The 13,474-nt window shown below is 64.5% G+C and carries 13 protein-coding genes; 7 read left to right on the top strand and 6 right to left on the bottom strand.

What is annotated here, in order from left to right; translation table 11 throughout:
* Window positions 1-85: 85 nt before the first annotated feature.
* Complete coding sequence (gene mqo / locus JYG34_RS11170; protein WP_213660735.1) at window positions 86-1,654, top strand: malate dehydrogenase (quinone); 1,569 nt, start codon at window positions 86-88, stop codon at window positions 1,652-1,654.
* Between the two features lie 38 nt (window positions 1,655-1,692).
* On the opposite strand, the gene JYG34_RS11175 is transcribed toward mqo, so the two are convergent.
* Window positions 1,693-2,607: a LysR family transcriptional regulator gene (locus JYG34_RS11175; RefSeq protein WP_213660736.1), complete on the bottom strand. Its 915-nt coding sequence runs from the start codon at window positions 2,605-2,607 to the stop codon at window positions 1,693-1,695.
* A 90-nt stretch (window positions 2,608-2,697) separates the two neighbouring features.
* Between JYG34_RS11175 and JYG34_RS11180 the strand changes: the two genes are divergently transcribed.
* Together JYG34_RS11180 and JYG34_RS11185 are read left to right on the top strand one after the other, a co-directional pair.
* Window positions 2,698-3,003 (top strand): putative quinol monooxygenase, encoded by a 306-nt coding sequence (locus JYG34_RS11180; protein ID WP_213660737.1) that lies wholly within the window; start codon window positions 2,698-2,700, stop codon window positions 3,001-3,003.
* Window positions 3,004-3,016: 13 nt separating this feature from the next.
* Window positions 3,017-3,865 (top strand): type 1 glutamine amidotransferase domain-containing protein, encoded by an 849-nt coding sequence (locus JYG34_RS11185; protein WP_213660738.1) that lies wholly within the window; start codon window positions 3,017-3,019, stop codon window positions 3,863-3,865.
* 90 nt (window positions 3,866-3,955) lie between these two features.
* On the opposite strand, the gene JYG34_RS11190 is transcribed toward JYG34_RS11185, so the two are convergent.
* Window positions 3,956-4,444, bottom strand: coding sequence for a signal peptidase II (locus JYG34_RS11190; protein ID WP_213660739.1), 489 nt, complete (start codon window positions 4,442-4,444; stop codon window positions 3,956-3,958).
* A gap of 193 nt (window positions 4,445-4,637) precedes the next feature.
* Here JYG34_RS11190 and JYG34_RS11195 point away from each other — a divergent pair, with 193 nt between their 5' ends.
* Window positions 4,638-5,684, top strand: a complete 1,047-nt coding sequence (locus JYG34_RS11195; protein WP_213660740.1) for a class I SAM-dependent methyltransferase — start codon at window positions 4,638-4,640, stop codon at window positions 5,682-5,684.
* A 58-nt stretch (window positions 5,685-5,742) separates the two neighbouring features.
* Here the strand turns inward: JYG34_RS11195 and JYG34_RS11200 are convergent, their stop codons facing one another.
* On the bottom strand, window positions 5,743-6,987 hold the full coding sequence (locus JYG34_RS11200) for a saccharopine dehydrogenase family protein (RefSeq protein WP_213660741.1): 1,245 nt from the start codon (window positions 6,985-6,987) through the stop codon (window positions 5,743-5,745).
* Window positions 6,988-7,017: 30 nt separating this feature from the next.
* Window positions 7,018-8,115 (bottom strand): carboxynorspermidine decarboxylase, encoded by a 1,098-nt coding sequence (locus JYG34_RS11205; RefSeq protein WP_213660742.1) that lies wholly within the window; start codon window positions 8,113-8,115, stop codon window positions 7,018-7,020.
* Between the two features lie 263 nt (window positions 8,116-8,378).
* Here JYG34_RS11205 and JYG34_RS11210 point away from each other — a divergent pair, with 263 nt between their 5' ends.
* The 3 genes from JYG34_RS11210 to JYG34_RS11220 all read left to right on the top strand — a co-directional run bounded on the left by JYG34_RS11210 (window position 8,379) and on the right by JYG34_RS11220 (window position 11,715).
* On the top strand, window positions 8,379-9,089 hold the full coding sequence (locus JYG34_RS11210) for a YebC/PmpR family DNA-binding transcriptional regulator (protein ID WP_213660743.1): 711 nt from the start codon (window positions 8,379-8,381) through the stop codon (window positions 9,087-9,089).
* 85 nt (window positions 9,090-9,174) lie between these two features.
* Window positions 9,175-10,119 (top strand): LysR family transcriptional regulator, encoded by a 945-nt coding sequence (locus tag JYG34_RS11215; RefSeq protein ID WP_213660744.1) that lies wholly within the window; start codon window positions 9,175-9,177, stop codon window positions 10,117-10,119.
* Window positions 10,120-10,305: 186 nt separating this feature from the next.
* Window positions 10,306-11,715, top strand: coding sequence for a DOPA decarboxylase (locus tag JYG34_RS11220; RefSeq protein WP_213660745.1), 1,410 nt, complete (start codon window positions 10,306-10,308; stop codon window positions 11,713-11,715).
* 27 nt (window positions 11,716-11,742) lie between these two features.
* Here the strand turns inward: JYG34_RS11220 and JYG34_RS11225 are convergent, their stop codons facing one another.
* The gene (locus JYG34_RS11225; RefSeq protein ID WP_213660746.1) at window positions 11,743-12,351 is read right to left on the bottom strand and encodes an ATPase; all 609 of its coding nucleotides are present in this window, start codon (window positions 12,349-12,351) and stop codon (window positions 11,743-11,745) included.
* Window positions 12,352-12,452: 101 nt separating this feature from the next.
* Window positions 12,453-13,361, bottom strand: coding sequence for a LysR family transcriptional regulator (locus JYG34_RS11230; RefSeq protein ID WP_213660747.1), 909 nt, complete (start codon window positions 13,359-13,361; stop codon window positions 12,453-12,455).
* Window positions 13,362-13,474: the final 113 nt, after the last annotated feature.

A 13,474-nucleotide genomic window follows, 5' to 3' on the forward strand; every position in this document is an offset into this window, starting at 1 on the left:
TCGACTAAGCTTGACCCAGGCTCGACACCGCAGGCCCTGTGCCTGTGGGTTGCCGGTGCAGGCAAAGGCGAACACGGGAGCGCACATGAACATTGTGAAAAGAACGAAATGGGCCTTGCTCGGACTGGTCCTGGCTGTGGGCCTGGGCAGCGTCCAGGCCGCCGATACCAAGCGGGTCGACGTACTGCTGGTGGGCGGCGGCATCATGAGTTCGACGCTGGCGGTCTGGCTCAACGAGCTGGAGCCTGGCTGGACGATGGAGATGGTCGAGCGCCTGGACAAGGTCGCCGAGGAGAGCTCCAACGGTTGGAACAATGCCGGCACCGGCCACTCCGCGCTGGCCGAGCTCAACTACACGCCGGAGAAGGACGGCAAGATCGACATCAGCAAGGCGGTGGAGATCAACGAGTCGTTCCAGGTCACCCGCCAGTTCCTGGCCTGGCAGGTGAAGCAGGGCGTGCTGAAGAATCCGCGTTCGTTCATCAACACCACGCCGCACATGAGCTTCGTCTGGGGGGACGACAATATCCGTTTCCTCAGGAAACGCTACGAAGCCTTGCAGGCCAGCCCGTTGTTCAAGCCCATGCAGTACTCCGAGGATCACGCGCAGATCGCCAAGTGGGTACCGCTGATGATGGAAGGGCGCGACCCCAACCAGAAGCTCGCGGTGACCTGGACGCCCATCGGCACCGACGTCAACTTCGGCGAGATCACCCGGCAATACGTGGGTTACTTGCAGACCCGGCCGAACTTCGACCTCAAGCTGTCCACCGAAGTCGAGGGCATCAGCCGCAACGACGATGGCAGCTGGCACGTCGAGTACAAGAACCTCAAGGACGGCAGCACCGCGGCCACCGACGCCAAGTTCCTGTTCATCGGTGCCGGCGGCGCCGCGCTGCCGCTGCTGCAGAAGTCGGGCATCGATGAAGCCAAGGACTACGCGGGCTTCCCGGTGGGCGGTTCGTTCCTGGTCACCGACAACCCGGCCATCGCCCAGCGGCACATGGCCAAGGCCTACGGCATCGCCGCCACCGGCGCGCCGCCGATGTCGGTACCGCACCTGGACACCCGGGTGCTCGACGGCAAGCGCATGATCCTGTTCGGGCCGTTCGCCACGTTCTCCACCAAGTTCCTCAAGCAGGGCTCATTGCTGGACCTGGCGGCCAGCATGTCATTGCACAACACCTGGCCGATGGTGCGGGTCGGGGTGCGCGAGTTCGACCTGGTGCAGTACCTGATCGGCCAGTTGCTGCAGTCGGACGATGATCGTTTCGCCGCGCTGCAGACCTACTTCCCCGAGGCGAAGAAGGAAGACTGGCGCCTGTGGCAGGCGGGGCAGCGGGTGCAGATCATCAAGCAGGATGAGAACCTCGGTGGGGTGCTGAAGCTGGGGACCGAGATCGTGACCTCCAAGGATGGCAGCATCGCCGGGTTGCTGGGCGCCTCGCCGGGGGCCTCCACCGCGCCGCCGATCATGCTCGACCTGCTGAACAAGGTGTTCAAGGACAAGGTTGCCACGCCGCAGTGGCAGGCCAAGATCAAGCAGATCATCCCGTCGTACGGGATCCGCCTGAACGAGCATCCGGACAAGGTGCAGGAGGAGTGGAGCTATACCAGCGAGGTGCTGCAACTGGCGCCCGCCGAAGCACCTTGAGTCGTGTGCGGTCCAGGTAGGAGCCAGCAAGCTGGCTCCTACAGGGTGGACTGCGCAACTGCCTGGATCTGCTGGCGAAACCAGCGTCGCAACGGATCGGCATGGGTGCGCGCATGCCAGATCTGCATCACTTGCACCCTGGGCAGGTCGAGCGGCAACGGATGAATGCACAGGTGCGGATCTCGCTCGATTGCCTCTTCAGCCAGCGATCTCAGGCAGGTCAGCAACAGGTCGGTGCCGCGCACCAGCCGCGTGGGTGCGATGAAGCTGGACAGGCCGGCGATGATCCTGCGTTCACGGCCCAGGCGGCGCAACGCGCGATCGACGCGGCCATCCAGGTCGCCGGTCAGGGTGGTGATCAGGTGCTCGCAGTTCAGGAAGGCTTCCAGGCTCATGCCTGCGGCCAGATGCGGGTTGCCGGCCGATGCCAGCACGACGAAGTCCTCGCTGAGCAGATGCTGCTGGTGGAAGGTGTCCGGCAAGTCGGTGTAGAAGCCGGCGATGGCCAGGTCGCAGGTGCCTTTCTCCAGTGCCTCACGCGGCAGTTCGCCACGGGTGTTGTGGGTGACCAGGGTGAGGTTCGGTGCCTGGCTGCGCAGGACCGGCAGCAGTCCAGGCAGCAGTGTCTGTTCGAGGTAGTCGGTGCTGTATAGATGAAGGCGGGCAGGGCGGGCCAGGAAGTCCTTGCCGTCGCAACGCTCGAAAAAATCCCTCAACTGCTCGGTCAGAACCTGGATTTGGGGCGCCAGTTCGTGGGCGCGTGGCGTCGGGGTGAGACCGCGTGGAGCACGCACGAACAGCGGGTCGCCGAACTGGTGCCGCAACTTGTTGAGTTTGTGGCTGAGCGCCGGCTGGCTGAGGGCCAGGCGCTCGGCGGCACGGGAGGCGTTGCGCTCCTCGTAGAGCACCTGGAACAGGTACAGCAGGTTCAGATCCTTGTTGGCGATATTCATAATTTGGATTGCAGAAATAAAAGCTTTCGAATTATAGAATCTTAGCGCGATGGCTAGCATGTGCCCATTCACATCCATCCGGAGGCGCCAATGCCCATCGCCATCTTCGCCACAATCCACCCTCGCCCTGAACACCACGACGCCATCGAAGCGGCCTTGCGCCAGATGGTCGAAAACAGCCGCGCCGAGCCCGGCAACCTGCGCTATGACCTGTTCGCCCACGAAGGCGACGCATCGGCATTCGAATTGTTCGAACTGTATACCGACGAGGCCGCGGTCGACGCCCACCGCGCCAGCCACCATTACCAGGCTTATCGCGCCGCCACCGCCGACTGGCTGGCCGCACCGACCCGGGTGCAACTGGCCCGTGCGCTCGATATCAGCCCATTCAACTGATCAGGAGATCATCATGTCCAGACTCACAACCGTCGCCCTGGCCAGCGCGCTCATGGCAGGCGGCGCCGTCGCCGCGCCCAAGGGCGAGGTACTGGTGCTGCTGTCCAGCGAAAACCAGCTGGCGCTCAAGGATGGCAAGCACTACCCGACCGGTTACTACCTCAACGAATTCGGCGTGCCCGCCGACCAGTTGCTCAAGGCCGGCTACAGGTTGGTGCTGGTCACGCCCAAGGGCAATGCGCCGAGCGTCGACGAGCGCTCGGTCGACCCGATGTACTTCGGTGGCGACCAGGCGGAAATGCTGCGGATCCGTCATGTCGTCGAAAACCTGCCGGGCATCCACGACACGTTGTCGTTGACCGAGGTGCTGGCGGGTGACCTGGACCGTTACGCCGGTATCTTCATCCCAGGCGGGCATGCGCCGCTGATCGACCTGGCCAACAACCCCCAGGTAGGGGCATTGCTGCGCCACTTCCACCAGGCTGGCAAGCCCACCGCCGCCATCTGCCATGGCCCCATTACGTTGTTGTCCGCGCAGCATGACCCGCTACCCTACCGCGCTGCCCTGGCCCGTGGCGAGGCTCCGGCGGCCCGTGACTGGAGCTACCAGGGTTATCGCATGACCATATTCTCCGACCCGGAGGAGCAGGTGTTCGAGGGGTCGCTGAAGGGGGAGCGCTTGCAGTTCTATCCGGCGAAAGCGATGGCGGGCGCCGGTGCTGACATGAGCTATGCCGATGCCTGGAAGCCCCATGTGGTGGTCGATCGCGAACTGATCACCGGGCAGAACCCATTCTCCGACAAGGCGCTGGCTGCGGCTTTGCTGGAGCAACTGGAACGAGCACAGAAAAAGGCTGGCTGAAACATCTGCATCAAAGCAAAAGCCCTGGTCCGTTGGCCAGGGCTTTTGCTTTGATGCGGGTGAAGGCTGCAGCGTCGTCGGCAGGCGCTTTCAGGGCTTGGCCGGCCTCGTCAGGCCATCGACCACCAGCACCGCCGCGCCGGCCATGATGGCGATATCGGCCAGGTTGAAGACGCCGGTGTGCAGCGAGCCGACATTGAGCACCAGGTAGTCGACCACATGGCCGTCGCGAAACACCCGGTCGATCAGGTTGGACAGGCCGCCCATGGCGATGAACCACGCCGCGGAGGCTTTGACGGGTGCCGTTTGCCAGTGCTTGTAGGCCCAGGCAATGGCCCAGCAGCAGACGATGCCCACGGCGACCACGAAGAGCAGTTGCTTGAGGCCGGGCGCCAACCCCGCGCCGAGGCTGAGGAAGGCCCCGGGATTGAGGCTCAGGGCCAGGTCCAGCCAGAAATTCTGGTTGCCGAGGACATAACTGTGGCTTTTCAGGGCGACCAGGGCGATGAGCTTCACCCACTGGTCGAGAATGATGAAGGCGACGCCCAGGATCAGGACGAGGGTACGGCTGGAGAACATGCTGGCAATTCCTGTGCTGCGCGGGCGCGGCCGTCCGGTATTGGCGGGCATGCCGACAGCGCGGCGAAGATAGCGCAGGCGGGTCTAGACTTAAAGCCTGGACCCGCATGACGCGCGGGCTGTTCAACCTTTCGACCACCGCCCCCGGGCCGGACATCGCCGACGGTGGCCTTCCGCTAGAGGAGGTCAGGTCATGGACGAGGCAAGGCTTCAGGAATTCATGGGCAGGTTGGTGGGCGACATGGGCGCGGCGGCAACCTTGGCCAATGTGGTACTCGGTGACGAGCTCGGGCTTTACAGGGCCATGGCCGACAGCCTGCCGGTCACGCCCGAGGTGCTGGCCGAGCGCACTGGCTGCCAGCCCCGCTTGGTGCGTGAATGGCTCAATGGCCAGGCCGCGGCGGGTTATGTGGAGCATCGCAATGGCAGCTTCACCCTCCCCGAGGAGCAGGCCCTGGCCCTGGCACTCGAGGACTCGCCGGCCTACATGGCCGGTGGCGCGGCGGTGCTGGCCGCACTGTTCCATGACAAGGACAAGCTGGTGGCGGCCATGCGCGGCGACGGCGGGCTGGCCTGGGGCGATCATCACCCCTGCATGTTCAGCGGTACGGAACGTTTCTTCCGCCCCGGCTACCGGACGTTCCTGGTGGCCGACTGGCTACCGGCGCTGGACGGCGTGGTGGCCAAGCTGCAGGCCGGGGCGCAGGTGGCCGATGTCGGCTGTGGCCATGGTGCTTCGACCATCGTCCTGGCCCAGGCATTCCCGGCTTCGCATTTCATCGGTTACGACTACCATGCTCCCTCGGTGAGCACCGCCATCGAACGTGCCCGGGAAGCCGGCCTGGGCGACCGGGTGAGCTTCGTCCAGGCTTCGGCCAAGGATTATCCCGGCCATGATCTCGACCTGGTGTGCTTCTTCGACTGCCTGCACGACATGGGCGACCCGGTCGGCGCGGCGCGGCACGCCTATGAAGCGTTGAAAGAGGATGGCACGGTGATGTTGGTCGAGCCGTATGCCGAAGATACCCTGGACGCCAATATCAACCCGGTCGGGCGGCTGTTCTACGCGGCATCGACGTTCATCTGCACACCGAACTCGCTGTCGCAGGAAGTGGGGCTCGGGCTGGGGGCGCAGGCTGGCGAAGCGCGGCTGCGGGCGGTGTTCGAGGAGGCGGGGTTCACACGGTTCCGGCGGGCGACGCAGACGCCGTTCAACCTGATCCTGGAGGCCAGGAAGTAGCACCCGGGCTGCGCAGAAAAGCGAAGGGGCGCCATTCGGCGCCCCTTCAGCTTGCAGCTCAGGCTTCAGCGTCCCATGGACGGTCGCCGTTTTCATCCTTGACGCGGGTCGGCAGGCCCATCACGTCCAGCGCCTTGAGGAACGGCTCGGCTGGCAGCTCCTCGACGTTGACCATGCGCCCGGCATCCCACTGGCCTCGGGCGACCAGCAGGGCGGCAGCCACCGGCGGCACGCCGGCGGTGTAGGAGATGCCCTGGCTGTCGGTCTCGGCGTAGGCCTCTTCGTGGTCCGCGACGTTGTAGATGAATACTTCGCGCGGTTGACCGTCCTTGGTGCCCTTGACCAGGTCACCGATGCAGGTCTTGCCAGTGTAGCCCGGGGCCAGCGAGGCGGGGTCGGGCAGCACGGCCTTGACCACTTTCAAGGGCACCACTTCCAGGCCTTCGGCGGTCTTGACCGGTTGCTCGGACAGCAGGCCAAGGTTCTTCAGCACGGTGAACACATTGATGTAGTGCTCGCCGAAGCTCATCCAGAAGCGCACGTTCGGCACGTTCAGGTTCTTCGAGATCGAATGAACCTCATCGTGACCGGTCAGGTACAGGTTCTGCGAACCGACCACCGGCAGGTCGTCGGTGCGCTTGACCTCGAACATGGTGTTGCTGGTCCACTGGCTGTTCTGCCAGCTCCACACTTGCCCGGTGAATTCGCGGAAGTTGATTTCCGGGTCGAAGTTGGTGGCGAAGTACTTGCCGTGGGAACCGGCATTGACGTCGAGGATGTCGATCGAGTCGATTTGGTCGAAATACTGCTGCTGCGCGAGTTTCGCGTAGCTGTTCACCACACCCGGGTCGAAGCCGACACCGAGAATGGCGGTAATGTTCTTCTGCTGGCACTCTTCGAGGTGTTTCCACTCGTAGTTGCCATACCAGGGCGGGGTTTCGCAGATCTTGCCCGGTTCTTCGTGAATCGCGGTGTCAAGATAAGCGACACCGGTATCGATGCAGGCGCGCAGCACCGACATGTTGAGGAAGGCGGAACCAACGTTGATCACGATCTGCGATTCGGTCTCGCGGATCAGTGCCTTGGTTGCCTCGACATCGAGGGCGTTGAGCGAGAAGGCCTGGATGTCGGCGGGTACCTTGAGGCTACCCTTGGCCTTGACGCTGTCGATGATGGCCTGGCATTTGGAGATGTTCCGTGACGCAATCGCAATACGACCCAGTTCGTCGTTATGCTGTGCGCACTTGTGGGCCACCACCTTGGCGACACCTCCTGCACCAATGATAAGAACGTTCTTCTTCAATTCAGCTTTTCTCCTTCATGAAAGCCTGTCTTACGACAGGCTCGAAACGTAGTCGTCGAAGCCGAACTCGCGTACCACCTCGACGCTGCCGTCGAGCTGCTTGACCACGATGGACGGCATTTTCAGACCGTTGAACCAGTTTTTCTTGACCATGGTGTAGCCGGCGGTGTCGACGAACGACAGGCGGTCACCGATCTGCAGCGGCTTGTCGAACTGATATTCGCCGAAGATATCGCCGGCCAGGCACGACTTGCCGCAGACCATGTAGGTGTGCGCGCCATCGTTGGGGGCCATCTTGGCGTTGAGGCGATAGATCAGCAGGTCGAGCAGGTGCGCCTCGATCGAGCTGTCGACCACGGCCAGGTGCTTGCCGTTGTACAGGGTGTCGAGCACGGTCACTTCCAGCGAGGCGCTGTTGGTGATGGCGGCTTCGCCCGGCTCCAGGTACACCTGCACGCCGTAGGTTTGCGAGAACTGCTTCAGGCGCGCGCAGAAGGCGTCCACCGCGTAATCTTCGCCGGTGAAGTGGATGCCGCCACCGAGGCTGACCCACTCGACCTTGTGCAGCAGGTGGCCGAAGCGCTCTTCGATGTGCGACAGCATCTTGTCGAACAGGCCGAAGTCACCGTTCTCGCAGTTGTTGTGGAACATGAAGCCGGAGACCTTCTCGATCACCTTCTCGATCTTTTCCGGGTCCCATTCACCGAGACGGCTGAACGGGCGCGCCGGGTCGGCCAGCAGGTAGTCGGAGCTGCTCACCTGCGGGTTGACGCGCAGGCCGCGGACCTTGCCTTCGGACTGTTCGGCGAAGCGCTCGAGCTGGCCGATGGAGTTGAAGATGATCTTGTCGCAGTTCTCGAGCATCTCTTCGACTTCATCGTCGGCCCAGGCCACGCTGTAGGCGTGGGTTTCACCGGCGAACTTCTGGCGGCCGAGCTTGAGCTCGTACAGCGAAGACGAGGTGGTGCCATCCATGTACTGCTGCATCAGGTCGAATACCGACCAGGTGGCGAAGCACTTGAGGGCGAGCAGGGCCTTGGCCCCGGACTGCTGGCGAACGTAGGCAATCTTTTCCATGTTGCCCAGCAGCTTTTGTTTATCGATGAGGTAGTACGGCGTCTTGATCATTTAAAGGCCCCCGGCCAGGCCGGCCAAAAAAAGGACACGCATTGTGCCTTCACTTGCCACTATTCGAAAGGGCGCAAGGCGCATTTCGTCTGAGTTGCGTGGGTGACAGGCCCAGTTGAACAGAAGATTGTGACTGTCCGGGGCTGCACTCAGGTTGCGAGCCTGCACGATGTGTTGTCGATCCTGGCCCGAGGGCGTATAAACTGCACCCACTTTTTGGCCGGTCGCTTCCTGAACCGGCCGCTGAAACAAAGAGAGTCGATATGGGCGCACAGTGGAAAGCCAAGCATAGAGAAACGGCGGCCAACGCCAAGGGCAAGATCATGGGCAAGCTGGCCAAGGAGCTCCAGATCGCGGCCAAGTCCGGCGCCGATCCGGACATGAACCCGCGCCTGCGCCTGGCCATTGTCCAGGCCAAGAAAGCCTCGATGACCCGTGAGACCCTGGAGCGTGCGATCAAGAAAGGCGCAGGGCTGGACGGCGAGGCCGTGCAGTACCATGCCGTCAGCTACGAAGGCTTCGCTCCGCACCAGGTGCCGCTGATCGTCGAGTGCCTGACCGACAACGTCAACCGTACCGTGGCCCAGATCCGCGTGCTGTTCCGCAAGGGCCAGCTGGGCGCCAGCGGTTCGGTGGCCTGGGACTTCAACCATGTCGGCCTGATCGAGGCCACCCCGGAAGGTGACGCCGACCCGGAAATGGCGGCTATCGAAGCCGGTGCCCAGGATTTCGAGCCAGGCGAGGAAGAGGGTTCGACCCTGTTCATCACCGACACCACCGACCTGGACGCGGTGCAGAAAGCCCTGCCGGAGCACGGCTTCACCGTGACGTCGGCGAAGATCGGCTACACCCCGAAGAACCCGGTGAGTGCCGCCAGCTTGAGCGCCGAGGCGTTGGCCGAGGTCGAGGCGTTTCTCGAGGCGATCGACGAGAACGAAGACGTGCAGAACGTCTATGTCGGCCTGACCGACTGATGTCCCTCCCCATCGCGGGGCAAGCCCGCTCCCACGACAATGGCGTGGGAGCGGGCTTGCCCCGCGATCCGTTCGAACTTGCGCCATGAACCCCACCTTCGCCTCCCTCAGCCTCGCCCACCTGCGCACCCTCGACTGCCTCCTGCATCTAAAGAACCTCAGCCACGCCGCCGAGCGCCTGGGCTGCAGCCAGTCCGCACTCAGCCGCCAGCTGGCCCACCTGCGCGAAGCCTTCGACGACCCGTTGCTGGTGCGCCAGGGCCGTGGTTACGTACTCAGCGAGCACGCCGAGGCATTGGTCGAACCGCTACGGCAGGTGCTGGACGAACTCAACGCCCTGCGCCAACCCGCCGCCTTCGACCCGGCCCGTTGCGAGCGGCGTTTCTGCCTGGCAGCGTCGGACTATGTGGCCGAGCACATGCTGCCATTGCTGGTGGCGGCACTTGAGCGTGAAGCGCCGGGGGTGTCGCTGGAGTACCGCACCTGGCAGGCCGGGCAATACACCTTGCTGGCCAGTGGCGAGATCGACCTGGCCACCACGCTGTTCGACGAATCACCGCCCAACCTGCACGGTCGCCTGCTCGGCGAGGACCGTGCGGTGTGCCTGATGCGGCATGACCATCCACTGGCCGTTCGCGCCGAACTGAGCCAGGACGACTATCTGGCGTTCAAGCATGTGCGGGTGTCCGGTGGCGGCGACAAGGACAGCTTCATCGACCGCCACCTCCGTGCCCAGGGCATGCAACGGCGGATCAGCCTGGAGGTGCCGTTCTTCAGCGCCATGGTTCAGGTGGTCGGCAACGGCCAGGCGCTGGCCACGGTGCCCGAGCATATCGCCACGCAGCTGGCGCGGTTGCATGGCCTGGCCTGGCGGCCGCTGGGCTTCATCACGCATACCCAGCGCTACTGGGTGGTCTGGCATCAGCGCCTGCAAGCTTCGGCCGAGCACCGTTGGTTGCGCAACCGGGTGTATGAACTGTGGCGTCATTCGCAGTTCGGTGTGCAGGGTGGGCATGCGCCTTCGCCATAGCAGGTATGCGTGATGCGGGGTTAATCAGCAGGGGATAGGTGTCTAGACTGGGCTCCATTGCGTTGCCCGTACCGGCCTCTTCGCGGGCAAGCCCGCTCCCACCGTTGAACAGCGCACCCTCTGTGGGAGCGGGCTTGCCCGCGAAGAGGCCGGTACAGGCAGCGGACAACCCACAGGAGAGCTGCCGTGACCCCCGAACAATTCCGCCAGTACGGCCACCAACTGATCGACCTGATCGCCGACTACCGCCAGAGCGTCGCCGAGCGCCCGGTCATGGCCCAGGTCGAGCCCGGCTATCTCAAGGCCGCCTTGCCCGGCACGGCGCCGCAGCAGGCCGAACCCTTCGCGGCGATCCTGAAGGATGTCGACCAGTTGCTGATGCCAGGCCTGTCCCATTGGCAACATCCCGACTTCTACGGTTACTTCCCCTCCAACGGCACACTGTCGTCTGTACTGGGCGACTTCCTCAGCACCGGCTTGGGCGTGCTTGGCCTGTCGTGGCAGTCCAGCCCGGCCTTGAGCGAGCTGGAGGAAACCACGCTCGACTGGCTGCGCCAACTGCTGGGTCTGTCCAGCCAGTGGAGCGGGGTGATCCAGGACACCGCCTCGACCAGTACCCTGGTGGCGTTGATCTGCGCCCGTGAACGGACCACCGACTACGCCCTGGTGCGTGGCGGCCTGCAGGCCCAGGCCAAGCCTCTGGTCGTCTACGTCAGTGCCCACGCCCACAGCTCGGTGGACAAGGCTGCGCTGCTGGCCGGTTTCGGCCGCGACAATATTCGCCTGATTCCCACCGACGAACAGTTCGCCATGCAGCCCGAAGCGCTGCGCGCGGCCATCGACAAGGACCTGGCCGCCGGCAACCAGCCGTGCGCCGTGGTCGCCACCACCGGCACCACCACCACCACCGCGCTCGATCCGCTGCGGGCGATCGGCGAGATCGCCCAGGCCAACCAGCTATGGCTGCATGTCGACTCGGCCATGGCCGGTTCGGCGATGATCCTGCCGGAATGCCGCTGGATGTGGGACGGCATCGAGCTGGCCGACTCGGTGGTGGTCAATGCCCACAAGTGGCTGGGCGTGGCGTTCGACTGCTCGATCTACTACGTGCGCGACCCGCAGCACCTGATCCGGGTGATGAGCACCAACCCCAGCTACCTGCAATCGGCCGTCGATGGCGAGGTGAAGAACCTGCGTGACTGGGGCATCCCGCTGGGGCGCCGGTTCCGCGCGTTGAAGCTGTGGTTCATGCTCCGTAGCGAGGGCGTGGAAAACCTGCAGCAGCGCCTGCGTCGCGACCTGGACAACGCCCGCTGGCTGGCCGAGCAGGTACAGGCGTCGGGTGAATGGGAGTTGCTGGCGCCAGTGCAGTTGCAGACCTTGTGCATTCGTCATCGCCCCGCCGGGCTGGAGGGTGAGGCGCTGGATGCCCATACCCGTGGTTGGGCGGATCGCTTGAATGCTTCGGGCGACGCCTATGTGACGCCCGCTACCCTGGAAGGGCGCTGGATGGTGCGGGTATCCGTCGGTGCGCTACCGACCGAGCGCGAGCACGTGCAACGCCTGTGGCAGCGCCTGCAAGCCGTCGTGGCCTGACCCTGTAGGAGCCAGCAACGCTGGCTCCTACACCGATCCTTGCATCAACAGCTTGAGCGATGCGTCGAACTGCTTCAGCGCATCGGCCTGCACCGCTTGCTCCTCATCCAACTGGCGCACCAACTCGACCCCCTTGGCCTGCTTGCTCGCCACCCCCTCGGCACGGCCGATGTAGGTCAGTTGGTCGTCGAAGAACCGCGCCACCACGCTGGCCTGAATAGCTTCGCTGCCGGGGCTGGCCAGCTGGCTGCGGGCATCGAGCAGCACGATCACATCCGGACGGTCGGCGAGCAGGGTGTCCAGGTCATCGTAGAACGTGACGTCGGCGAACGTCTGGGCGAGCGATTGCGCCAACCAAGCGTAGGCCTGGCTACCACCGAGGGTGGCTACCGGCGTGCCCTTGGCCGTGCCCGGCACGGCCTGGTCGCGATGACGTTGCAGGTAGTCCAGGGTCGCGGCGGCGTTACGCCCCAGCAGCACCGCCACACGCTGGCCGTGGCTCAGGGTGACGCTGGACAGCTCGGTGGCCGAGTAGAAGTGCCCGTAGGGTTGCGTCTGCTGTTGGCTGGCGGGCGTCGCGCAACCCGCGAGGGCGGCGAACAGGGTCAGCAGGGCGGCGAGCATGCCGGTTTTCATGGGAGTTGCCTCGTCGAAGTGCCAATGCCGCCATCTTCCTCGCGCCAGGCGGCGGACGGAACTCGATGGCAGGCATGATGGCTATCGACGGCATCGATGGTTCAGCGCGGCGCGCTCATGAACTGCAGGATGCGTTCGCGTAGCCAGCGCTCGGCCGGGTCGTTGTCGTGGGCGCTGCTCCAGGCCATCGACAGTTCGGCCTCGCTGACGTCGAAGGGCGCCGGGTCGGCGCGCAGGCTGCCGTCGTCGGCCAGGGCGCAGGCGGCGTAGTCCGGCACGGTGGCGATCATCTCGGTGTTGCGCAGCAGCGCGCGCAGGCTACCGAACTGCGGCACCGCCAGCACCACCTTGCGCGTGCGGCCGATGCGCGCCAGGTCCAGGTCGATATTGCCGCTCATGTCGCCGGAGAACGACACCATCACATGGGGGCGGGCGCAGTACTCGTCCAGCGTCAGCGGCCCGGGGCGGTCGTCGGCGCGCAGCACCCGCACACCAATGTCGCGCAGCGTGCGGCGTTTCGCGTTGGCCGGCAGGTCGGTGGTATAGCTGACCCCCACCGATATCTCGCCGGAGGCGAGCAGGCCCGGCATCAGCAGGAAGTTGGCCCGACGCACCACCACGCTGATCTGCGGTGCTTCCTGGCGCAAGGCTTCGAGCAGGGCGGGGAACAGGCCGAACTCGGCATCGTCCGACAGGCCCAGGCGGAACACGTTGCAGCTGCTGGCCGGGTCGAACGCCTTGGCCCGGCTGATCGCCGCCGAGATGACGTCCATCGCCGGCGCCAGTTCGCCGAAGATCTGCAACGCCCGTGGCGTGGGCTCCATGGCCCGGCCATTGCGGATCAGCAGCGGGTCGTCGAACAGGTCGCGCAGGCGGGCGAGGGCGGCGCTGACGGTGGGTTGGGTGATGAACAGCTTCTCGCCGACCCGGGTGAGGTTGCGTTCGATCATCAGGGCTTCGAACACCACCAGCAGGTTCATGTCGACGCGGCGCAGGTCGTTGCGGTTCATGCAGGGCCCTTGGACGGAGGAAAGTGCCGATTCAAGCACAGATCCGGGCGCGAGGCTTGTACCGATGTGCCTGGCGCGGCGGCTGACAGATCCACGCTATCACCCTTCAATAC

This window comes from Pseudomonas entomophila (assembly GCF_018417595.1).
Classification (GTDB): Bacteria; Pseudomonadota; Gammaproteobacteria; order Pseudomonadales; family Pseudomonadaceae; genus Aquipseudomonas; species Aquipseudomonas entomophila_C.